20 protein-coding genes are annotated in these 22,554 nt (G+C 70.1%); 15 read left to right on the top strand and 5 right to left on the bottom strand.

Annotated elements, in window-relative coordinates; translation table 11 throughout:
• Positions 1 to 593, top strand: a 593-nt coding sequence (locus ABZ717_RS10280) for a glycoside hydrolase family 15 protein (protein WP_358507972.1), incomplete at its 5' end; no start/stop codon positions are given.
• A 59-nt stretch (positions 594 to 652) separates the two neighbouring features.
• Positions 653 to 1,105 (top strand): hypothetical protein, encoded by a 453-nt coding sequence (locus ABZ717_RS10275; RefSeq protein ID WP_358507970.1) that lies wholly within the window; start codon positions 653 to 655, stop codon positions 1,103 to 1,105.
• A gap of 289 nt (positions 1,106 to 1,394) precedes the next feature.
• Here the strand turns inward: ABZ717_RS10275 and ABZ717_RS10270 are convergent, their stop codons facing one another.
• Both ABZ717_RS10270 and ABZ717_RS10265 read right to left on the bottom strand, forming a co-directional pair.
• On the bottom strand, positions 1,395 to 2,807 hold the full coding sequence (locus ABZ717_RS10270) for a HAMP domain-containing sensor histidine kinase (RefSeq protein ID WP_358507968.1): 1,413 nt from the start codon (positions 2,805 to 2,807) through the stop codon (positions 1,395 to 1,397).
• Positions 2,804 to 3,499 (bottom strand): response regulator transcription factor, encoded by a 696-nt coding sequence (locus tag ABZ717_RS10265; RefSeq protein WP_358507966.1) that lies wholly within the window; start codon positions 3,497 to 3,499, stop codon positions 2,804 to 2,806. Before ABZ717_RS10265 ends, ABZ717_RS10270 begins: the two co-directional genes overlap by 4 nt.
• Before the next feature lie 213 nt (positions 3,500 to 3,712).
• Between ABZ717_RS10265 and ugpC the strand changes: the two genes are divergently transcribed.
• From ugpC to ABZ717_RS10245, 4 genes are read left to right on the top strand one after another with little or no spacing between them, the layout of a single operon-like run.
• Positions 3,713 to 4,909 (top strand): sn-glycerol-3-phosphate ABC transporter ATP-binding protein UgpC, encoded by a 1,197-nt coding sequence (ugpC, locus tag ABZ717_RS10260; RefSeq protein ID WP_358507964.1) that lies wholly within the window; start codon positions 3,713 to 3,715, stop codon positions 4,907 to 4,909.
• A 13-nt stretch (positions 4,910 to 4,922) separates the two neighbouring features.
• Complete coding sequence (locus ABZ717_RS10255; protein WP_358507962.1) at positions 4,923 to 6,269, top strand: extracellular solute-binding protein; 1,347 nt, start codon at positions 4,923 to 4,925, stop codon at positions 6,267 to 6,269.
• Positions 6,270 to 6,271: 2 nt separating this feature from the next.
• Complete coding sequence (locus ABZ717_RS10250) at positions 6,272 to 7,594, top strand: ABC transporter permease subunit (RefSeq protein WP_358507961.1); 1,323 nt, start codon at positions 6,272 to 6,274, stop codon at positions 7,592 to 7,594.
• On the top strand, positions 7,591 to 8,502 hold the full coding sequence (locus ABZ717_RS10245; RefSeq protein WP_358507959.1) for a carbohydrate ABC transporter permease: 912 nt from the start codon (positions 7,591 to 7,593) through the stop codon (positions 8,500 to 8,502). The genes ABZ717_RS10250 and ABZ717_RS10245 overlap by 4 nt, the downstream gene beginning before the upstream one ends.
• A gap of 28 nt (positions 8,503 to 8,530) precedes the next feature.
• Here ABZ717_RS10245 and ABZ717_RS10240 read toward each other — a convergent pair whose 3' ends face one another.
• Positions 8,531 to 9,103 carry a restriction endonuclease gene (locus ABZ717_RS10240; RefSeq protein WP_358507976.1) on the bottom strand — a complete coding sequence of 191 codons (573 nt, stop codon included), beginning with the start codon at positions 9,101 to 9,103 and terminating at the stop codon, positions 8,531 to 8,533.
• A gap of 252 nt (positions 9,104 to 9,355) precedes the next feature.
• Between ABZ717_RS10240 and ABZ717_RS10235 the strand changes: the two genes are divergently transcribed.
• From ABZ717_RS10235 to ABZ717_RS10210, 6 genes are all read left to right on the top strand, one after another.
• The gene (locus ABZ717_RS10235; protein WP_358507957.1) at positions 9,356 to 10,876 is read left to right on the top strand and encodes a TIGR02677 family protein; all 1,521 of its coding nucleotides are present in this window, start codon (positions 9,356 to 9,358) and stop codon (positions 10,874 to 10,876) included.
• Positions 10,876 to 12,291: a DUF2398 family protein gene (locus ABZ717_RS10230; RefSeq protein ID WP_358507955.1), complete on the top strand. Its 1,416-nt coding sequence runs from the start codon at positions 10,876 to 10,878 to the stop codon at positions 12,289 to 12,291. The genes ABZ717_RS10235 and ABZ717_RS10230 overlap by 1 nt, the downstream gene beginning before the upstream one ends.
• On the top strand, positions 12,288 to 16,493 hold the full coding sequence (locus ABZ717_RS10225) for a TIGR02680 family protein (protein ID WP_358507953.1): 4,206 nt from the start codon (positions 12,288 to 12,290) through the stop codon (positions 16,491 to 16,493). Before ABZ717_RS10230 ends, ABZ717_RS10225 begins: the two co-directional genes overlap by 4 nt.
• 110 nt (positions 16,494 to 16,603) lie before the next feature.
• Positions 16,604 to 17,566 (top strand): bile acid:sodium symporter family protein, encoded by a 963-nt coding sequence (locus ABZ717_RS10220; RefSeq protein ID WP_358507952.1) that lies wholly within the window; start codon positions 16,604 to 16,606, stop codon positions 17,564 to 17,566.
• Positions 17,567 to 17,647: 81 nt separating this feature from the next.
• Positions 17,648 to 17,812, top strand: coding sequence for a hypothetical protein (locus tag ABZ717_RS10215; protein WP_358507951.1), 165 nt, complete (start codon positions 17,648 to 17,650; stop codon positions 17,810 to 17,812).
• 119 nt (positions 17,813 to 17,931) lie between these two features.
• Positions 17,932 to 18,132 carry a hypothetical protein gene (locus tag ABZ717_RS10210; protein ID WP_358507949.1) on the top strand — a complete coding sequence of 67 codons (201 nt, stop codon included), beginning with the start codon at positions 17,932 to 17,934 and terminating at the stop codon, positions 18,130 to 18,132.
• A gap of 367 nt (positions 18,133 to 18,499) precedes the next feature.
• Here the strand turns inward: ABZ717_RS10210 and ABZ717_RS10205 are convergent, their stop codons facing one another.
• Positions 18,500 to 19,135, bottom strand: a complete 636-nt coding sequence (locus tag ABZ717_RS10205) for a restriction endonuclease (RefSeq protein WP_358507947.1) — start codon at positions 19,133 to 19,135, stop codon at positions 18,500 to 18,502.
• A 148-nt stretch (positions 19,136 to 19,283) separates the two neighbouring features.
• Here ABZ717_RS10205 and ABZ717_RS10200 point away from each other — a divergent pair, with 148 nt between their 5' ends.
• Both ABZ717_RS10200 and ABZ717_RS10195 read left to right on the top strand, forming a co-directional pair.
• Positions 19,284 to 19,913 carry a methyltransferase domain-containing protein gene (locus ABZ717_RS10200; protein WP_358507945.1) on the top strand — a complete coding sequence of 210 codons (630 nt, stop codon included), beginning with the start codon at positions 19,284 to 19,286 and terminating at the stop codon, positions 19,911 to 19,913.
• A 59-nt stretch (positions 19,914 to 19,972) separates the two neighbouring features.
• Positions 19,973 to 20,656 (top strand): hypothetical protein, encoded by a 684-nt coding sequence (locus ABZ717_RS10195; RefSeq protein ID WP_358507943.1) that lies wholly within the window; start codon positions 19,973 to 19,975, stop codon positions 20,654 to 20,656.
• Here the strand turns inward: ABZ717_RS10195 and ABZ717_RS10190 are convergent.
• Positions 20,624 to 21,565 (bottom strand): hypothetical protein, encoded by a 942-nt coding sequence (locus tag ABZ717_RS10190; RefSeq protein ID WP_358507941.1) that lies wholly within the window; start codon positions 21,563 to 21,565, stop codon positions 20,624 to 20,626. The genes ABZ717_RS10195 and ABZ717_RS10190 overlap by 33 nt on opposite strands.
• A gap of 548 nt (positions 21,566 to 22,113) precedes the next feature.
• On the opposite strand from ABZ717_RS10190, the gene ABZ717_RS10185 reads away from it, so the two are divergent.
• Positions 22,114 to 22,524 (top strand): hypothetical protein, encoded by a 411-nt coding sequence (locus ABZ717_RS10185; RefSeq protein WP_358507939.1) that lies wholly within the window; start codon positions 22,114 to 22,116, stop codon positions 22,522 to 22,524.
• The last annotated feature ends 30 nt before the right edge of the window (positions 22,525 to 22,554 follow it).

The raw sequence follows: 22,554 nt of genomic DNA, 5'->3' as shown, positions 1-22,554 counted from the left end.
ACGGCATCTGGGAAGAACGCGACGAACCCCGCCAACGCGTCTACTCCAAGGTGATGTGCTGGCTCACCCTGGACCGGGCCATCACCCTGGCCCACACCTACGACCGCGCCATCGAGCCCACCTGGCCCGACCTGCGCGCCCAGATCGCCCACGAGGTCCTGGACAAGGGCTGGAACGAGACCGCCCAGGCCTACACCACCGCCTATGAGGGCACCGACCTGGACGCCGCCTCCCTGCACATCGGCCTGTCCGGACTGATCGACCCCACCGACGCGCGCTTCCAGGCCACCGTCACCGCGATCGAGGCCGAGTTGCGCAGCGGCCCCACCGTCTACCGCTACCACCGCGACGACGGCCTGCCCGGCGGCGAGGGCGGCTTCCACCTGTGCACCACCTGGCTGATCGAGGCCTACCTGCTCACCGGGCGCCGCGCCGAGGCCGAGGAGCTGTTCAAGCACCTGGTGGGCGCCGCCGGTCCCACCGGGCTGATCCCCGAGGAGTTCGACCCGGTCACCGAACGCGCGTTGGGCAACCACCCGCAGGCCTACTCGCATCTGGGCCTGATCCGCTGCGCCCAACTCCTGGACCGGTAACCTCGGGGCGTCCCGCGTATCGGGGCGTCCAGTCCCGGTCCCCGTCCCCCAGGAGACTTGTGTCCGCCCCCCGCAAGGCCCTGATCGTCACCGTCGCCCTGACCCTGTCCGTCATCGGTCTGAAGTTCCTGGTGCCGTTGGTGGCCCCGATCATTCCGGCCGACCGCCCCCACGAGTTCGCCAACGGCCTGGGCATACGGCTCTTGAGCATCGGGCACGAGGGGAATCGCGTGACCTGGTACAACGAGATCCGCAACGGCACGGGTTCCGACATCACCCTGAACCTGACCTCCACCTGCCGTCACGGCCGACCACCACAGGAATCGGGCCCCTCCGGTACCTCCCTGGAAGGTGCGGAGAGCATCGTTATCCCCTGGGGGCAAACCCACGGTTGGTCGGAGTCCTGTCCCTCCCCGGACTCGGGACGCTGGTGGGTGTACACGATGCGTTTGAGCGACCCGACCGGTGAACACCGCTTTCCACCGCTGACTCTGGCCGGCCGCGCCCATTGAGGGTCTGCCTGGGGGATTGGTGCTGTGGGTGGGGCGCCTGGGGCCGGAAGCCCTGGGGTTGTCGGGCGGGGAAGGAGGGAGAACCCACCCCCACCCCGCCCAACAACCTCAAGGTTCTCTAGCCGAGGCGCCCTACCAACACACCCGCCACACACCCGGACGCCGGCAGGCCCTACCTAGGTTCCCGCCTTCGCCCCGCCCCGTTCGGTCCCATCCAGTCCCATCCCATCCAGTCCGGTTCCGCTTCTCCCTGTCCAACCCCCAGCCCCCAAGCTCTCAAGCCCTCACCTCAACCTGAGCGGCGCAGACGCCAGGCCAGCGGTTGCTCCTCGTCGTGGTCCGCCCCCAATTCAGCGAATCGGGAACGCACCCGCGCACCACCCAACTTGCCGCGTTCCAGGTGAATGGTCCCGCCGGTGGTCTCCACCGCGTGGCGCACGATGTCCAGGCCCAGCCCGGTCGAACCACCCCCACTGCTGCCGCGTCGCAACGCCGCGGTCGGATCGCCAAAGCCCGGTCCGGCGTCCTCCACCAGCAACGAAACCCATCCCGCGTGCCCCACCACGGTCACCGCGAACGGGCTTCCGGCCGGGGTGTAGCGGAACACGTTGCCCACCAGGGCGTCCAGCACCGCGACGCCTTCCTCCCTTCCGAGGGCGACCCGAGTCGGGTGCGGTGGCAGGTCCACCTCCACCTCGCGCTCCTGGTCCTCGGCCAGCACCGACCAGAACCCCATCCGGTCGAGGACGACCTCTGACAGGTCGCACTCGGCCACTCCCGCTCCGGCCCCCGTCGCCTCACCCTCGGCTCCAACCCCGCCTTCCGTGTCCTCCTCGACCTCCCTCGGGCGCACGTTGCGGATGATCTCGTCCACGTCGCGTTCCATGACGGCCACGGCCCCGCGAATGCGTTCGCCCTCCGCGCCGGGTAGGGACTCGGTGTCCAGGCGCAGCGCCGTCAACGGGGTGCGGAGTCGGTGCGAGACGTCCGCTGCCATCTCGCGTTCCTTGGCCAGCAGGTCCTGCACCCGCTCGCCGATCGAGTTGATGGACTCTCCCAGCACCACGAGGTCGCGCGGGCCGCTCACCCTGATGCGGGCGTTCAATCGCCCGTGCCCGATCGCCACCGCGGTTCGCGCCAGTTCGCGTAGCGCCCGACGTGAGGGGGCGCTCAGCCGGTCGGTCAGCGCCACCGCGCCGATGACCACCAGCGCCGCCACCGGCACCGACCACCCCAGGCTTCGTCCGAGGGCGGCGGCCACCTCACCACCGGGCCGGAACACCTCCACCACCGCCGGTTCGCCCTCCGGTGTCCGAGTGCCCACCAGGAGGGCCCGGCCACCCTCGACCCGGACCTCCCGAACCCGCTCGGAAACGGCGCCCTCGCCGGCTCCGACGCCTCCGCCCCCGAGAGCCGCCACGTCCTCGTCCCCCGCCCGGCTGGCTCCCACCGTGTCCCCTCCGGGCAGGTGCACCGCCAGGTGTCCCTCGGCCCCGGCCGGGGTGGAGGCCACCAGTTCGCGCAATACCTCGGGTTCGGCGTCGACCGTGACCACGGCCGCCACCAGGTCCGCCTGGGTGCGCGCCTCCACCGCCGAGCGGTCGGCGGTCTCCTGCCACGCCCACAACGCGGCACCGGCCAACACTCCCGACGCCACCAGTGACGCCACCAGGGCGGCGGTCCGTGCCAGCAGTCCTCTCACCGGGGAGCCTCCAGCTTCAGCCCCACTCCGCGCACGGTGTGCAGGTACCGGGGCCGGCTCGCGCTCTCCCCGAGTTTGCGGCGCAGCCAGGACATGTGCACGTCGATGGTCTGGTCGTGGCCCACGTAGGGGTGTTCGTGCCAGACGGCCTCCACGAGTTCGCGCCGGGTCACCACCCGCCCCTGGTGTTCGGCCAGGTAGGCGAGCAGGTCGAACTCGCGCCGGGACAGCGCCAAGGTCTTCCCCGCCAGGGTCGCCCGACGTTGGGCCAGGCTGATGCACAGCTCGCCCACGGTCAGTTCGCTCTGCTCGGTCGCGTCGGCCCCGCCCCGGGAGGTACGTCGCAGCAGCGCGTTCATCCGGGCCGCCAACTGGGCGCTGGAGAAGGGTTTGACCACGTAGTCGTCGGCCCCGTCGTTGAGCAGCCGCACGATCGAGGGTTCGTCGGCGCGCGCGGTCGCCACGATCACCGGAACGTCACTGTGGCCGCGCAGCATGCGCAACGCCGAGGCCCCGTCCAGGTCGGGCAGGCCAAGGTCCAGGATGACCAGGTCGGGTTCGTGTTCGGCGGCCTGCCTGAGCGCGTCCAAGGCGGTGCCGACCGGGAACACCACGTGTCCCAGTCCGCGCAGCGCCCGCACCAGGGCGTCACGCACCATCCGGTCGTCCTCGACCAGCAACACGGTTGCCATGCGGACACGGTAACGAACGGGAAAGACCGCCGCGACGGTCCGAGACCACCTGGACCCCGAATCGAGATGAGGAGGAAGCAGAGTTGAGGCTTCCTTGGGCGGAGGTCCCATTACTGTCTTGGCAGACGGCCGGCGGTGGCCCGCGTCACATCCCATCGGCCCGGCCCTGACCCACAGGGGGCGTCGATCGGGCGCCCGTCGTTCGGAGGTGTCGTGGCGGAGATCGTGATCGAGGGCCTGGGCAAGGTCTACCCGGACGGAACCCGCGCCGTGGACGACCTCTCCCTGGAGGTCCAGGATGGGGAGTTCCTGGTGTTGGTGGGTCCCTCCGGCTGTGGCAAGACCACCGCTCTGCGCATGCTCGCCGGCCTGGAGAGCGTCTCCGAGGGCACGATCCGTATCGGCGGCCGTGTCGTCGACGACGTGCCCGCCCGTGACCGAGACGTCGCCATGGTCTTTCAGTCCTACGCCCTCTACCCGCACCTGAACGTCTACGAGAACATCGCCTTCGGGTTGCGACTGCGCAAGGTCCCCAAGGCGGAGATCGATCGTCTGGTGCGCGAGGTCGCCGAGGTCCTGCGGTTGGAGGAGCACCTCACCCGCAAACCCGGAAACCTCTCCGGCGGTCAGCGCCAGCGCGTGGCCATGGGCCGCGCCATCGTCCGTGAACCCAGGGCCTTCCTCATGGACGAGCCCCTCTCCAACCTGGACGCCAAGCTCCGCGTGCAGGTGCGCGCCCAGATCGCCCGCATCCAGCGCGATCTCGGTGTCACCACCGTCTACGTCACCCACGACCAGACCGAGGCGATGACCCTCGGCGACCGGGTCGCGGTGATGAAGCGCGGCGTCCTACAGCAGGTCGGTCCGCCCCAGGAGCTCTACGATCACCCCGACAACCTGTTCGTCGCCGGTTTCGTGGGTTCTCCCGGCATGAACCTGATGTGCGTGGAACTCACCGAGGACGACGGCCGGTTCCGCGTCCACATCGGTGATCAGACCCTCGACCTCCCCGACGCCCTGCTGCATCGCCGCCCGGCCCTGCGCGATCACGCGAACCAGAAGGTGGTCGTGGGCATCCGACCCGAGGACATGGAGGACGCCGGGATCGTCGGCGCCGCCGCGGGGGCCACCCTCACCTCCGTCGCCGACCTCGTGGAGGCCATGGGCTCCGACGTCCTGGTGCACTTTCCCCTGCACGCGCCGCCCATGGTCTCCGAGGACACCCGTGAACTCGCCCGCGACGCCGGTGTCGACGAGACCCTCCCCGCCGTCGATCACGGCGTCGTGTGCGTGGGCCGCTTCAGCCCTCGCACCCACGTGTTCGAGGGGCAGGTCATCACCGTCGCCGTGGACACCGACCGCATCCACTTCTTCGACCCGGTCACGGGCATCGCGATCGACCACTCCTAGAGGAGTATCCCCTATGCGCCCCCCAACCCCCCGCCCCTCAAACCCCCGTCCCCGCTCTCGACCCCTCACCCGCACCGCCACGGCCCTGCTCACCCTCGGCCTGACCACCACCGCCTGTAGCGACGGCGGGGGCCTCCCCGCCGACTCCGACCTGGCCGGGCAACACCTGGAGATCGTGGGCCCCTGGGCGGGCGACGAACAGCGGGCCTTCGAACGCGTCCTCGCCGTCTTCGAGGAACGAACCGGTGTCACGGTCTCCTACAGCGGCGCCGGCGACGACCTCCAGACCCTCCTACAGACCCGCATCCAGGGCGGCGACGAACCGGACGTCGCGCTCATCCCACAGGCCGGCCTCATCGAACACTTCGCCGACGAAGGGGCGCTCGTCCCCCTCACCACCGACGTCGTCGACACCCTCGATGCGAACATGGCCGGCGCCTGGACCGGGTTCGGCTCGGTGGACGGCACCCCCTACGGCGTCTACCTCAAGATCGCCGACAAATCCCTGGTCTGGTACAACGACGCGCTCTTCACCGAGATCGGCGCCGTGCCCCCTCGGACCTGGGACGAGTTCCTCGAACTCTCCAACGACCTCGCCGACATCGGCGTCAGCCCGCTGTCCATCGCCGGCGCCGACGGCTGGGTGCTCACCGACTGGTTCGAGAACGTCTACCTGCGCACCGCCGGCCCCCGGATGTACGACCGGCTCGGCCGACACGAGATCCCCTGGACCGACCCCAGCGTGGAGGTCGCCCTGGAGACCCTGGCCCAGGTCTGGGGCCAGGACCGCCTGATGTCGGGCGGCCGCGGCGGCGCGCTCCAGACCGACTTCCCCACCTCGGTGGTGGACGTCTACAGCGACGACCCCGACGCCGCCATGGTGGCGGGCGCCGACTTCATCGGCGGGGTGGTCACCGCGGGCACCAACGCCACCGTCGGCGACGACGCCCGGGTCTTCCCCTTCCCTCCCATGGAAGAGGGGGACGACTCCGTGGTCGTGGCCGGTGACGCCGCCGTGGCCATGAACGATCGCGCGGCCACCATGGAACTACTGCGTTTCCTGGCCGGCGCCGACGCCTCGGGGGAGTGGGCCGCCATCGGCGGGTTCGTCTCGCCCAACCGGCACCTGACCGCTGACGACTACGCCGACCCGGTCACCGGCCAAGTCGCCGAGCGGGTCGTCCGGGCCGGTGACGGTGTGCGCTTCGACCTGTCGGACCAACAGCCCACCGTGTTCGGTGCCACCGTCGGCGACGGCATGTGGCAGACCCTCCAGGACTTCCTACGCGACCCCTCCGACGTGGAGGGGACCATGTCGCGCCTGGAAGAGGAGGCCACCCACGCGTACGGCGAAGGATGAGCATGCCCCACGACCTCCCCCCGGACCCTGCCGACCACCGCGCCTCCCGGCCGCGCCGCGTCTTGGGTCCGGCGATCCTGTTCCTGCTGCCCGCGCTGCTGTTCCTCGCCGTGTTCCTGCTCTACCCGGCCGCGTACTCGGTGGTGCGCAGCCTCTACGACGCCTCCGGCGCACGGTTCGTCGGGCTCGACAACTACGCCCACATGTTCACCGACGACCGCACGCTCACCGCGATCCGCAACACCGGGATCTGGGTGCTGGTCGCCCCCGCCCTGGTCACCGGGCTGGGGCTGATCCTCGCCGTCCTCACCGAACGCGTGCGCTGGGCGACCGCCTTCCGGGTCCTGCTGTTCATGCCCATGGCGATCTCCCTGTTCGCCTCCGGCATCGTCTTCCGGCTCGTCTACGACGAGAACCCCGACCGTGGCGTGGTGAACGCGGCGATGGTGAGCGTGCACGACGCCTTCACCTCACCTTCGGAGTACCCCGGCGCCGAACCGCGCGAGGCCTCCCTACGCCCCGACACCGCGCTCGGCGGCTTCACCGGCGCCCACACCCACGAACCCGGTCGGGTCGTCGAACTGCCCATGGTGGGGGTGCGCCCTGGCGACCTGCCCGAACAGGCCTCCCCGGCCTCCGTCCCCGAACCCGCCGACAGCGCGGTGCGGGGCGTGGTCTGGTTGGACGTGGCCCTGGACGGCGAGCCCGGCGCCCTCGACGACGGTGAGTACGGCATGCCCCGCATGACCGTGCAGGTGGTTCAGGACGGCCGGGTGGTCGCCTCCACCACCACCGGCGACGACGGCCGCTTCACCCTGCCCGAGACACCACCCGGCGAGTACACGATCCACCTGGCCGCCGACAACTTCACCGAACCCTTCCGCGGCCTGACCTGGCTGGGTCCCGCCCTGGTCACACCGGTGCTCATCTCCTCCTGGGTGTGGATCATGACCGGGTTCGCGGTCACCTTCATCGCCGCCGGACTGGCCGCCATCCCGCGCGACGCCCTCGAAGCCGCCCGGGTCGACGGGGCCACCGAATGGCAGGTGTTCCGCAAGGTCACCCTGCCGCTCCTGGGCCCCCTGCTGCTCGTGGTGTTCGTGACCCTGACGATCAACGTGCTGAAGATCTTCGACCTGGTGTTCGTCATCGTGCCCGGATCGGTGCAATCGGACGCCGGCGTCATCGCCCTGCGCATGTGGCAGGTCTCCTTCGGCGCGGGCGGCGACCAAGGCGTGGGCAGCGCACTCGTGGTCCTGCTCATGGTCCTGGTCCTGCCGATCATGTACTTCAACATCCGCCGGTTCCGGCGGGAGCGCCCATGACCACCCCGGCCAAGAAGTCGCCCTCGGTCGTCGAGGTATCCGTCACCGGCGCCCAGCGTCGCGGCCCGGCCGCGCGTCTGGTCGGTGCCCTGGGATCGGGCGCCCTGCGATTCCTCCTGATCATCGTGGCGCTGTTCTGGATGGTCCCTCTCTTGGGCCTGTCCCTGGTGTCACTGCGCTCGGGGGCCGACAACACCAACAGCGGCTGGTGGACGGCCCTGGTCAAGCCCACCGAACTGACCCTGGCCAACTACCAGGGTCTGGTCCAGGACGGCGTCGTCCTCCGCTCGTTCCTCAACACCGTCTACATCTCGGTGCCGTCCACCCTCCTGGTCGTGGGGATCGGCGCGATGGCCGCCTACGCCCTGGTGTGGTTGGACTTCCCCGGACGCGACTGGATCATGGTCGCCGTCGTGGGCCTGCTGGTGCTGCCGGTCCAGGCGGCCCTGATCCCCATCTCCCGGCTCTACGGGGCCCTGGGCGTCTTCGGTTCCATCACCGGCGCCGTCCTGTTCCACGTGGCCTTCGGACTGCCCTTCGCGGTGTTCCTACTGCGCAACTTCTTCGTGGGCATCCCCCGCGACCTGCTCGAAGCGGCCCGTATGGACGGGGCCCGCGAGTGGCGGATCTTCCGCAAGGTGGTCCTGCCGGTGTCCCGGCCCGCCCTGGCCTCCCTCGCGGTCTTCCAGTTCCTGTGGGTGTGGAACGACATGCTCGTCGCCCTGGTGCTCACCAGTCCGGATTCGGCACCGCTGACCGTGGCGCTGCGCTCCGATCTGCGCCAGTTCGGCACCAACGTCGACGTCCTGGCCTCGGGCGCGCTCTTGTCCATGCTGGTGCCACTGCTGGTCTTCTTCGTCTTCCAACGTCACTTCGTGCAGGGCGCGTTCGCCGCCTCCCCCAGATGAGGCCGCCTCAGAAGAGGCCGCGCCGAAGTCAGGGTGGTGGTGGCTCCGGGGCGCGTTCGCCGGCCATCCACAGGCCCAGGGCGTGCCGGTCCACCAGGACCATCCCGTCGCCGGCCTCGCTCACCGCCTCCGCGGTGAACCCGTTCGAGGCGACGAACATCCCCAGGTAGCCGCGGTGGCTTCCGGCCAGCGCGCCCAGGAACGCCCGCACCTCGTTGGGTGGAACCGGTTTGCGCCAACGCTTGCACTGCACGGCCAACGCCCTACCGTCGGGGGTCTGCGCGCGCAGGTCCACTCCACCGTCTGAGGCTCCACCGACCACCGTCACCCGGGTGTACCCGTGAGTGCGCAGCAGCCGCGCCACGTACCGCTCGAACTCGATCCCCGACATCGTGTCGATCCCGGCGATCGCGGTGCGCGAGACGATCCACCGTTCCCGGGCCAGGCGCAGCCGCGACCACACCCACCAGCCCGCCGCGGTCGCCGCGAGCAGGGCCACCACACCGACGAACAGCCACACGAGTGGGCGATCGGCGTTGTCCCGCAACCACCCCAGCCCCAGCAGGAGCACCACCAGCGCCAGTGGCAGCGAACCACGCACCCACCGGACCCACCGTCGTCCGCGCACGCGCCGCCCGCGTCGACTCCGTCGTACGGTCACGTTCCTCCCAGGGGGTGGGGACAAGGGTGGCAGACATAGCGGGGCACATCCTCGCACGGGGCGCCGACATTTCCGGGGCGGGCCCCAAGGACGCGGGACCGGACCGTCCCCGCGCACTGCCACAATGGCCCAGGCGTGGTGTTCGCACACGGGGGTGCGGACCGCGAGCCACGAGACACGGGGGTGGAAGCTGTGGTCGAACGCGCGGCGCTGGATCTGGACGCGCTCGCCGTCAGCGACCGCTTCCGCCTGTTCAACTTCACCCGGCGCGACGACCACGTCACCTACCTGTGGGTCCTGCGCGCCGTGGACCGGCGCCGCGAGGTCCACCAGGTCCAGGTCGGCGCGCACGAGGTCGAGTCGACCCTGCGCGAGCTCGCCGCGCACCACCCCGACGCCCCCGTCATGGACGCCCCCGGTCTGCGCCGCCGTCTCGACGAACTCGCCACCGACGGCGTCGTGCACCGGTTCGACGACGCCTCCCGCGCCGGCAGCCTGGCCGGCTACCGCAACCGCCAGTCCGTCTACCAGTTCAGCGAACTCGGCTACCGCGCCTACCGGGCCGTCGAAGGGGTCCTGGGCGCGCGCGTGGAGGACGTCAACCTGTCCCGCCTGGTCTTCTCCGACGTGCTGGAGGACCTCGGTGCCCTGTCAGAGGCCAACCGCACCGGCCGTGTCGAGGACGTCTACCGTCGCCTGTCCCGCCTGGACTCGGTCATGGAGGACATGGGGCGCCGCTCCGCCCAGTTCCACGTCACCCTGGGGGAGATCCTGCGCTCCACGGAGGCCTCGCCCGAGGTCTTCCTGCGCCACAAGAACGCCCTGCTCGTCCACATGTCCGACTTCATGGCCGAACTGGACCGCTACCTGCCCCGTCTGGACCAGGCCGTCCACGAGGTCGAGGCCACCGGCCTGACCACCCTGCTCTCCCGCGCCGCCGACGCCGACGAACGCCTGTTCATGGACCGTTCCGAACGCCTGGAGGACTGGCACCGCCGCTGGCGGGCCCTGCGCGCCTGGTTCGCCACCGAGGGCGGGACGCCCACCCGGGCCGCCGAACTCGGGCAGGCCACCCGCTCGGCCGTCTCCGGTGTGGTCGCGCTCCTGCGCCAGATCACCGAGGCCCAACGCGGCGGCGTCAACCGCTCCACCCAACTGCGCCACCTGGCCGCCTGGGTGTTCGACACCCCCGACGACGGCGCCGCCCACGCCCTCATGGGCGCCGCCTTCAACACCCGCTCCGCCCGCCACCTGGGCGTGGCCCACGAGGACGGCGACGAGTTCTCCCCCTCCGACTCCTGGCACGACGCCGCCGGGGTGGAGGTCTCGGTCACCCTGTTCCGCAACGACCGCTCGCCCACCCCGGGCGTGCCCAAACCGGTCCGCCGGGACCGGGGTGCCCGCACCGAACTGCGCCGCCGCCAACGCGAGGACCGCGAGACCGAACGCGCCTCCGCGCGACGCCTGGTCGAGGACGGCGCGCACGAGCGCGTCCTGGACGACAGCGATACCCGCGTCCTGCTGCGCCTGGTCACCAAGGCCCTGGAATCCCGGTCCGTGGTCGCCGGACGCCTGAGTTCGGCCACCGGAGACGACGCCGGAACCCTCGTGCGGCTCGTGCCCAGCGACCAGGGCGCCACCGTGCGCACCGTCCAGGGCGACCTCCACTTGCCCGGGTTCCGCCTCGAACTCGCCACCAGGAGGGGGAAGTGATGGCCAAGGCCACCCGCCCGCGCGTTCCGGACGTGGACCTGGGTACCTACCAACAGGCCGTGCGCAGAGTCCTGACCTGCGACGTCATCACCGCCGTCCGGCCGCGTCCCGGCGTGCTCGACCAGGTCCTGTTCTGGGCCGACCAGATGGCCGAGGACCTGCGCGTCCTGTTCGGCTACCGGCTCATCGCCACCACCGACCACGTGCGGCTGGTACGCGAACTCGACCTGCTCGACCCCACCCAGCGCCAGGTCTTCGCGCGCAAGGGCAAACCCTTCGACCGTCGACGCCTGGCCTACCTGTGCCTGGTCCTGGCCTCCTTCCAACGCTCGCAGGTCGAGATCAGCCTGGGTGACCTGGTCCGCCGCTTCACCCCCTCGGCCAACGACATCCAGGGCCTGGGCTACGACCCCACCGACTCCACCCACAAGGCCGCGCTGGTCGACGTGGCCCACTGGCTGCTGGAACGCGGCGCCCTGCACCTGTCCGACGGTTCGGTGGAGGCCTGGGCGCGTGGTGGCGAACACGCCGACGCCCTGTTCGACATCGATCATGAGATCTGCGAGATCCTCTTCCGTCCCAGCCGGCCGGTCCAGCACCTGCACAGCGCCGCCGGGCTCCTCGACGACCCCCTCGGCCCGGACGCCGCCCCCGAACGCGTGGCCCGGCGCGCCCGCCGCCTGCTGGTGGAGTACCCGGTGGTCTACTACTCCGACGTCGAACCCGAGGTCGCCGCCGCCCTGCGCACCAAGGGCCTGGTCACGGAGGTGGCGCGCCTGACCGGCCTCCAACCCGAACGCCGCGCCGAGGGCGTGCTGCTGGCCGACCCCACCGGAACCTTCACCGACCGCGCCTTCCCCGGCAGGGGAGGGGCGGTGACCCGCGCGTCCGGTCTGCTCCTGGCCCAGATCGCCGACCACTTCGAGGAGTCGTGGGCCGCCCTGACCCACCTGCCGGCGCCCGGGCCGCTGCACGAGCAGGTCGACCTGGTCGGTCGGGTCGACTCCGGGGTGCCGCGGGACGCGGTCGTGGCCGAACTCGCCTGGGACCGCTCCGAGGACCCGCCACACCCGGGCGAACCCGCCCCGGCGCCCCTGGTGGAGCGCGAACGCCTGGAGGAGATGGTCGCCGACCTGTTCGAGGAGTTCGGCGCCGCCTCCTTCACCGTCGCCTGGCAGCGCGACCCCCACGGTCTGCTCGACGCGGCGCTGGACCTGCTGTCCGCCTTGTCGCTGGTGCGTCCGGTCCCGGGCGGGGTCCTGGTCACCCCGGCCGCGCTGCGCTACCGCAACATCCGCGGGGCACTGCCCGAACGCCCCGACACCGGCCTGCTGCCCTTCGGCCCCATCGAACCGACGGCCGAACCCATCGCCGAGACCATGCCCGAACCAGGAACCGAGGACACCGCACCATGATCCGCAGGAGCGACCGTTTCCGACCCGAGCGGGCGGGGATCGTCAACATCTGGGACTACCTCGACGAGGAGTTCGTCTTCGCCGACGGGCGTCTGGTGCTGCGCGGACACAACGGTTCGGGCAAGACCAAGGCGCTGGAGGTCCTGTTCCCCTTCATCCTGGACGGCTACACCGACGCCCGCCGGCTCGACCCCTTCAGCGGCCAGAACCGCACCATGAAGTCCAACCTGCTCTACCGGGGCGACGAGTCCGCCTACGGCTACGTGTGGATGGAGTTCGCCCGCGAACGCGACGAGACCGAGCACGCGGAGGCGGAGGGCGGGGACACCGAGACCGTCACCCTGATCATCGGTCTGCGCGCCCACCGCCACCGCGACGGCGTCACCCCCTCCTTCTTCGTCACCGACCAACGCCTGGGCGTGGACTTCGGGCTGCTGTCCACCGACGACCGCCCCCTCACCGAACGCCAGCTCAAGACCGCCCTGGGCGAGGACGCCCACCACAACAGCGCCGCCGACTACCGCCGCGCCGTGGACGCCCGCCTGTTCGGACTGGGCGACCGCTACGTCCAACTCCTGGACCTGCTGCTGGCCCTGCGCCGCCCCCTGCTGGCCAAGGACCTGGACCCCGAGAAGGTCTCGCACACCCTCACCGGTGGCCTGAGCCCCCTCGACGAGACCCTCGTCGACCAGGCGGCCCGCGACTTCGCCAACCTCTCCGCCGTCCAGAGCCGCTTCGCCGCAGCCAACGCCTCCCACGAGGCCGCCCGAGCCTTCGGCGACGTCTACTCCGACTACCTGGCCCTCAACGCGCGCCATCGACTGCTGCGGGTCGAGACCGCCACCGAACAGGCCGACGCCCACGCCCGCACCGTCGCCGACGCCGCGGAAGAACTCCTGCGGGCCTCCACCGACCGCGACCGGGCCCGCGCCAGGTCCGAGGAACTGGGCAAGCGCTCCGCCGAGCTGACCGCCGAACGCGACGCCCTACGACAGCACGACACCCTCCGCGACCAGCAGGCCCTCCAGGTCCGAAGGTCCGGCCAAGAGGAACGCGCCCGCCGCATCGCCACCCAACAGAGCCGGGTGCGCGGCCAGGAGGAGGAGATCACCCGCCTGAGCGGTGAGGCGGGCCGCGTCTCCGACCGCCTCGACCGCGAACTCGCCCGTGCCGAGGAACTGCGCGTCGAACTCGTCGGCGCCGCCGAACGCTCCGGTATCGTCCACGACGCCGAGGGAGAGGTCGACACCGGCGACGACCTGCCAGAGACCGCCAAGGCCCGGGCGAGCGCCCGCCTCGACGACGTCCGAGCAGTCCGCGAACGCCTCCGCGACCAGGAACGCGCCGAGGAGGGCCGCCGCCGCGCCGAGACGGCCGCCTCCCGCTCCGAACAGACCCTCGGCGAACACGAGAGCGCCTGCGAAGCGGCCGAACACCACCTCGCCGAACGTCGCCGAGCGGTCGCCGGCGACCTGGACGCCTGGGCACGGCGCTGGGACGTCACCGGAACGGAGGGCCCCCAGACCCTGCGCGCCGCCCTGGACACCTACGGCGAACCCGGCACCCCCACCCTCGCCCAGGTCTTCGACGAACAGGTGCACGAACACCGGCTGGAGACGGCCGCCCACGTGCACACCCTGGAGGCCGAGCGCGAGAGCCTGGGTCGTGCACTCTTCGAGGCCAGGCGCGAACGCGACCACGTGGCCGCCGAACGCGACGACGCCCCACCCGCCGACCCGCTGCGCCCCGCACCCCGCACCGATCGGCCCGGCGCACCGCTGTGGCGGCTGGTCCGCTTCCGCGAGGACCTGCCCGCCGAACAGGGCGCCGCCATCGAGGGCGCCCTGCACGCCGCCGGGCTGCTCACCGCCTGGATCCACCCCGACCCCGACCTCACCCGGCAGGCCCTGGACGCGACCGAGGCCGACGCCCACCTGCTGCCCACCGGCGCGGCCCCGACCGGTCCGACCCTGGCCGACGTCCTGGTCCCCGAGACCCAGGAACACGTACCCACCGACGTCATCGCCGCCGTCCTGGCCGCCCTCCCCCTCACCGACGAAGATGCCACGGTCGGCGTGGACACCCGAGCCCGCTTCCGCCTGGGGCCACTGGTCGGCGCCCACCCCAAGCCCGTCGCCGAGTTCATCGGGGCCACCAACCGCGCCCAACGGCGCGGTGAACGCCTCTCCGCCTGCGACACTCGCATCGGCGAACTCACCCGCGAGTGCGCCGAACTCGACGACCGGCTCCTCCGGGCCGGCGAACGACTCCAGGACTTCGCCCACGCCCGCGTCGACCTGCCCGAGGCCACCGACGTCGCCAAGGCCGTGCGCGCCCTCGAACACCACTCCACCCTCCTGGCCTCCGTGCGCGGAGGCCGCGCCGAGGCCCGCCGTGAACTCGACGCCGCCATCGCCCAGGTGGAGGCCGAACGCCGCAAGGTCCGCGCCGTGGCCGCCGAACGCGCCATGCCCACTCGTGCCGAGGACGTCGACGCCGTCGCCGCCGCGCTCGACGCCTTCGCCGAGACCGCCCGCGCCCTGCACGGCGCCCGCGCCGACATCGCTGAGTACACCCGCGACCTCGACGAACGCCGCGACACCGTCACCCGGCTCACCGAAGCCCTCCAAGGCGACCGCGCCGAACTCGACCGAGGCCGGGCCGACCACGAACGCGAGACGGCCGAACTGGCCACGCTGGAGGCCGCCATCGACGCCCCGGCCCGCGAACTCCTCGACCGGCTCGAACACACCGAGTCCGAACTGCGCGAGGTCGGCGAACGACACCGCGACGCCGAGAAGGAGGCCTCCGACGCCCACGACCTGGCCGTTCGATCCGAAACACTGCGCGACAGCGGTGGCCGGTCGCTGACCGACGCCCTGGCCACACTCCTCGAACACACCGCCGCCCTCTCCGCGCTCACCCGACCCGCCGTGCGCGCGGTCCTGGACGTGGACACCTCTCGCACGTGGCCCGCCCCCGACCAGTGGCCGGCACCCGAGAAGGCGGCCGAACGCCTGCTCACCGGCGAGGTCGACTCGGTCCGTGACACCCTGCCCGGCGACGCCGCCGCGTTGATGGACGCCTTCACCGAACGCGTCGGCACCGCCAAGGTCACCGACGGCGAGCTCAAGAGCGCCGGAACCCGCATGTCCCAGGCCCTGCGCACCTTCCAGGAAGCGCTCGGCGGTGACGCCGAGGGCTACCGGGTCGACCACGAGGTCGGCGCCAGCGGCCTGGTCACCGTCCACGTCAACGACGAGAACGGACGCACCCCCGTCTCCGCCTTCACTCGCGCCGTGGCCGCACGCGTACAGGAACAGGGCGCGCTCCTGCGCGAGGAGGAACAGGGACTCCTGGAGGACGAACTGCTCGGGGGCATCGCCCAACAGATCCACGAACGCGTCCGCACCGCCAAACAACTGGTGCGCGCCATGGACCGCGACACCCGCGCCCGCCCCATGTCGTCGGGTACCCGGGTGGGCATCCGCTGGTCCCGCTCCGACGGACTCGGCGATCACCAGCGCAAGGCCGCCGAACTGGTCGGCCGCGACGGTGACGGCCTCGGCCCCCGCGGACTGGGAGAGCTGCGCGGCGTCCTGCGCCAGATGATCCGCGACTACCACGCCGCCCATCCCCGGGCCGGCCACAAACAGGTGCTGTCCGCCGTACTGGACTACCGCACCTGGTACCGGTTCGAGCTGCGCCTGGCCGTACCCGGCAAGGACGAGGTCACCCTCACCAAGAACAAGCACGAACAGATGTCCGGCGGCGAGAAGTCCGCCGCCATCCACCTGCCCCTGTTCGCCGCCGCCAACGCCCTCTACACCTCGGCCACCCCCACCTGCCCGCGCGTGGTCGCCCTCGACGAGGCCTTCGCCGGCATCGACGACCGCTACAAACCCGAACTCATGGGCCTTACCGTCACCTTCGACCTCGACATGTTCATGACCGGCCACGACCTGTGGGTGCACTACGACAGCGTCCCCATGGCCGCGCACTACGACATGCACCACGACAAGGCGAGCGGCACCGTCTCCGCACTGCTCATGCTCTGGGACGGAGAACAGACCCTGGACGCCGACGCCGGGTTCGCCGGCAACGAGGAACTCGCCGCGGAACTGCTCGGCATCACCCCGACCCGACACGTGCCCCGCTCCACCGCCGGAACCCTCCTGGCCGAGGCGGAGGCCGCCACATGAGGCCGGGCACGCTCCGACCGACCCTGGTGCTTCCACGCCCATCACCAGGGGAGTAACGTGCTGCCGGCCGGAAGGAAGCCCTCCGGACACCACGTGGGAAGAAGTACACGATGACGATCATCAAGCGGGTCGCCGACTTCGTCGGCAGGTGGTTCGCGCTCCTGGTCCTGCTGGGGGCCGTGGTGGGCCTGGCCGCACCGGCCCAGGCCTCCCTCATCGCCCCGCACGTGTCCCTGCTGCTCGGCGTCATCATGTTCGGCATGGGGCTGACGATGCGCCCGGCCGACTTCGCCATCGTCGCCAAACACCCGCGAGCCGTCGTGCTCGGTGTACTCGCCCAGTACACGATCATGCCGCTGCTGGGCTGGGGCATCGCCCACCTGCTGAACCTGCCGCCACAACTGGTGATCGGCATGATCCTGGTGGGGGCGTCCCCCGGCGGGACCGCCTCCAACGTCATCGTCTACCTGGCCCGCGGCAACGTCGCCCTGTCCGTGGCCATGACGTCGATCTCCACCATGCTCGCGCCGTTCGTCACCCCGCTCGTGGTGCTGGCCCTGGCCGGATCCACCCTGGACGTGTCCATCGCCGACATGTTCGTCTCCATCCTCCAGGTCGTCCTACTCCCGGTGGTGGCCGGCCTACTGCTGCGCACCTTCGCCGACCGCGCCGTGTCCAAGGTCCTGCCGGTACTGCCACTGGTGTCGGTCACCGGCATCGTGTTCGTCGTCGCCGGCATCGTGGGCGCCAACGCCGACGCGGTCCTGAGCACCGGACTCCTCCTGGGCCTGGCGGTCATCCTGCACAACACCCTGGGCCTGGGACTGGGCTACCTCGTGGGCGCGCTCGGCAAGCTGCCCGACACCTCCCGCCGCGCCCTGAGCGTGGAGGTGGGCATGCAGAACTCCGGGCTCGCCGCGACCCTGGGCGCCACCCACTTCGAGCCGCTCGCCGCCCTGCCCGGCGCCCTGTTCTCGGTCTGGCACAACCTGTCCGGCGCGCTGGTGGCCACCTACTGGGCGCGCAAGGAACCCAAGGACACCGACGAGCCGACCGAACCCGAACACGCCTGACCTCGTCGCTTGCCCGATCTCGGGCCCTCATGCCAGGCTCTGGCTCCGATCGTCCCCCGACCAGGAACGGAAAGAACCAAGGTGGGCAAGAAGAAGAGCAAGCGCAAGCCCGGCAAGGGGCGCACTGAAATCCATCGCGGCCCCACCCGCGACCCGGGTGCGACCGGAAACGTGGGCTGCTACTTCATCTTCGCGGCGATGCTGGTCATCGGTCTGATCGTGGTGCTCATGGAGGTCTTCGGCTGAAGTAGGAGGTCCTACCCCCGCGTCCGCCACGACACACGCCCGACCCCTGACCTCAACCGGACACGGGACGATCACGCGAAGTAGCCATGCGCTCACCCTTCCCCTGCCAGTCTGGGCACATGTTCGAGCGATTCCGTCTCTTCGCCCCGTGCTCCGGGCTCCTGTTGTTCACGCTGCTGTCCACCCCCGTCGTGTTGGTCGAACGCACCATCACTTGGGCGACCCTCCCGACCCCGCCCGGCCTCACCGCCCCGGCCACCTGCCCGGGCGTCCACCCGCGCATCCCCCGACCCCGCAAACCCCCGCACTGCCGCCACTGAACCCGGGAGAGAGCATGAAACCCAGAAGACCCATGCCCACCTGACCCCCAGGTGGGCCCGGACAGCCCGCTGACCCCCGTCAGTGACTGACGGGGGTACCAACTCGGGAGTCTGCCGGAGACACTCGGGGCTCTACGGACCGGATCGGCCCCGCCGCGATCGGGGCCCGTGGAGCCCCCGAACCCCGGGAGCCCCACACGTCCCGTCCCCCATTGGCTCACCAGGAAGGGGCGGGAACTACCCCGAGAATCCCAAGCAACCCGCGGGCCCGGTATCCCAAGGGTTTAGGACAGGAAACTTCCAAAAACCCAGAACCCGACCCTGAACTGCGAAAACACGCCCCCGGCCCGCGTTCCGGCGCGGGCCCTCATCCGCCCGACAGCGGCTCCGGCGCCTCCACGCCGCTCATCCACCGAGCCAGGGCGTCCCGATCCACCAACACCATGTGCCCCTCGCCCTGCGTCGCGGCGGCCTCGGTGAAACCGGACGAGGACACGAAGACCCCCTCGTAGCCCTCGTAACCGCTGTGCAGTACACCGATGAACGCACGCACGTCGTTGGGCGGCACCGCGTGGTTCCACCGCTTGCACTGCACCACGACCTCCCGGCCGTCCGGAGCGCGTCCCACCACGTCCGCCCCGCCGTCGTCGGCGCCGCCCACCACTGTCACCGCCGTGTAGCCGCTCACCCGCATCAGCATGGCGACGTGCTCCTCGAACTCCACGCCCGTCATCAGGTCGACCTCGGACAGATCGACCCTTTCCAGGGCCCGGCGTTCCCTCGCCCGAAGCCACCGCCCGCGTATCCACCAGACCAGGAACGCGCCCACCAACGCGCCCGCCACCCACAACATCGGACGCGCCGCGCTCTGCGCCACCCACGCGCCCACCATCAGGGCCACGACCAAGGCGAGGATCACCGCGTGCCGGTGGCGCCACACCAGTCGCCACTCTCGGGGGCCGCGGTTCGCCTTCGTCTCATCCTCTGGGGAGATGTCCGTCATGGAGGGCATCTTCCCCCTGTTCGGCGAACGTCACGGTCCACCGACGACCGTCGCTGTGGCCCTCACCACCACGCACTCCGAAAACCCTTGCCCTATATGGTCGCAATAAGGCTTGATGTCCTTTTCATCAGACGAGGGAGGCCGATCCATGAGTGAGCACCGCCGGATCCTGGACCGTGTGTACGCCCTGAAGAACCCCCAAGAGGCCGAGAGCGCCTACGACGAGTGGGCCGCCACCTACGAACACGACACCACCGAGGGCATGGGTTACGCCGCGCCCACCCTCGCCGCCGAACGCCTTCGCTCGCTGCTGGCCGACCGACCCGAGGCCGAGATCCTCGACGCGGGCTGCGGCACCGGCCTGGTCGGCGCTGCCCTGTCCGGCCACGGCTTCGAGGTCATCGACGGCTTCGACCTCTCCACCGCCATGCTCGACAAGGCCCGGGCCAAGGGCCTCTACCGCGACCTCGCCAAGGCCGACCTCACGCAGCGCCTGCCCGCCGAGGACGACGCCTACGACGCGGTCATCTGCGTGGGCACCCTCACCGAAGGCCACGTGGGCCCCGAAGCCTTCGACGAACTCGTGCGCGTCGCGCGCCCCGGCGCGCCCATCGTCGTCACCGTCCTGGACCGCATCTGGGAACCCTCCGGCTACAAAGCCAAGGTCGAGGCCATCGAAGAGGCCGGCCTCGCCCACCTGGAGGAGTCCACACCGCAGAGCGTCTACCACGTCAAGGAGAACATCACCTGCAACCTGGTGGTCCTCCGCGCCCGCTGACCCCCACCCCGCCCCGCCGCCCACCCCGGGCGGCGGGGCGGCGGTGTCACGGTCCACAGATGGAGAAGTTCCGCTGCCGGATTCCTCGACTCTCTGCCAGCATCTGTGGTGTGGAAATCCAACTCCGAACCATTCGGGCTCTCATCGGCTTCCAAGACGCACGAGCCGTGGACATGTTCCTGCGAGGTAGACCGGTCACCGCGGTGTATCGCCCCGTTGAAGCGCAGCGCCGACTTCGCGAGGGCGGCGGCCGGACGCTCGGCTCTCGTCTGGGCGTCTATCAACTGCTCCAGGCTCTCCCGTTGGGGGAGTGGGTGTCGGTGGAAGGACTGACCGAGCGGGAGCAACGCATTCTTCCCGCGCTGCCCACGTGGACCAGGGCGCGTGAGAACGGACGAGTGTCGAGACTGGTGGACCCACCGGTGCGCCTGGAAGCGCTTCTCTCCAGAGGCGACACCTGGGCCGAAGCGCTGGACAGAGCCTGTGTTCTCGGCCGGGTTGTCCCACGAATGGCGGTATGCCCACCCCTGAACGAGGACCGTGACCGGGCGTGTTGGGAGGCGGACTTCTACGGTGTGGGCCTCGCGGAGTGTGATGGCGAGAACGTGAAGGTCTTGGTGAACGCCCCTACCGATGTTCCCGAAATCGTGGCGGCGCTTCACTGGCGTCTGGCAGAACACGTCCATCGGGTCGTGGCCGAGCGCGAAGCCTCATCCTCGCCCACCACCCCAGTAACGCAGTGATGGCGGCACCTTGAACACGGCCTTCCTGGGAGAGATCACTCGGTTGTGCCATCCGTATTCGTTGTAGGCCCGCTCGCACATGCCACGCCACCGTGTCTTCATGGCGTTGACGGAGGACTCCGAACTCAGCTCACGCCACCAACGCGACCAGATCGCCATGTTATGCGCATGTGCGTCCGGGGTGTCGGACGAGTCCTGGAAGCCAGAGGGGAGCCTGCCCGCTTCACCATTGGCCCGGGCTTCTCCCCATTCGGTGCAGGGATCGCAGAGGCAGTACGGGGAATTCCTCAGATGCTCCGCGAGGGTAGAACCGCGGAAGTAACCCATCAGCTCGGGCAGGATGAGGTTGGGGCTGGAATCCGAGTTCGGTGGCCCACCCTGTCGCCCCGGGGGAACCGCGTGGCGGACGGAGGCGGTGTCACCGATGGAGGCGAACGCGGCGCCGTGCACCATAGCGTCCAGTGCCGCAAGGTCGGTCCTGAGTAGTCCGGTGCCCGGGCAGGCCTTGAGGACCTCCCGTAGCCCCTTCGCCCGGCTTTCCGACTCCAGGGGATTGCCTTTCGCCCCGAGGAGCAACGCAGTGGGGACACGGTTCACTCGTCGTAGACAGGAGACGAGGTGTTCTCGTCGGTCTGTGAGCCAGCCGGCGTCGACCGGCACCGCGAAGACCACGTCCGGCAGGTCCACCGTGTTCACCCGCCGGACGGCCTCCTCCAAGGCGCGTGCTCCTTCGGCGTCACACCTCAGGTAGCGCGTGGGCGTCAGAACCAGGTTCGCCGGGCCGGACACCAGGGTCTCCAGGGTCGCGCCCAGCCCGGTCCGCCACGTGTCCAGGTACCGCTGCGATTCGAGGGTGAACGGTTCTTCCGCTGTGGCGTAGGAACTCTCATAGGCTGAGGGATCCAGCACCACGGGATGACCACTGCCCGTGGCCGAGACGAAATCCTGCGCGTTCTTCCGTGCGTCCTTTCCGGAGAACACCACTCCACCGCTATCGGCGGGAATTCTTTCCAAGGGAGCGCGGGAGATACTTTTGACGTGGAGCAGGATTCTTCCGCGTACGGAAGCGAGCGGGTCGTGTGGGGCGTGTTCGGCGGATGGGGACGGCCCGGGGGAGATGGGCACCGCTTCACCTCGTGGGTTCGCACCGGCGTTCGCACCCCTTTTTCCCTCTGGCCTTTCTCGGGAAACCTTACGTGTCCACTAACGGTCACGAAGGGCAAGGCGAAGGGTGACTGATGTGGCCCATGGGAAAAGGGGGTCGGAGGTGGATTCCATGGTAAGGAGCCTCTGGTTCCGGCCCTCGTGTCATGCTTCTCGGTTTCTCCGTATAAGCGGGGGCTTTGCCTTTCCTCGACTCGATGATTTCATGCGTGTCCTGCCTGTCCTGCATCGGTCACAATGGAAAACGGATGAGCTCTTGCCTTGGTCGAAAGATTCAGCCGAGGATTGCTGTCATGGTCAAGAAGAAAGCGCGCAGCCCGTTGCGCTACTGGGGAATAGCATTTATTCTCTTTGCGTTTTTTGGGTGGTTTCTGCCGGAAGTGGGTCCGATGTGGATGGCCATCGCCGCGACGGTGGGGGTTTTCTACACCTTCTTCCAGATGCCGCTGCCGTGCGGTGCGTGGAATCGGGGTGCGAAGACACGTTGCCGGAACAACTCCCCGGGCCTGCTGCCGGGATGCCATATCGAGCAACACAGATGGCAAACGGCCAAACTCATGGTGGTCAGGGAGGGGTGGGGGGAACTTCGGGCCAAGACCCTCGCCAGTTGGAAGAGGGCGCTTCCCGCCGTGGTCGCCGCGGCTACGATCATCTCCGGATTCGCGGCGGTCGCCCAACTCACGGTCGCACTGGTGGTCGCCTGAGGAACGGGCTCCCGGGGCCGGGAGTGGAAT

It is taken from the genome of Nocardiopsis sp. NPDC006832 (assembly GCF_040635885.1).
Lineage (GTDB): Bacteria > Actinomycetota > Actinomycetes > Streptosporangiales > Streptosporangiaceae > Nocardiopsis.
This window is presented reverse-complemented; position numbering and strand designations above follow the sequence as displayed.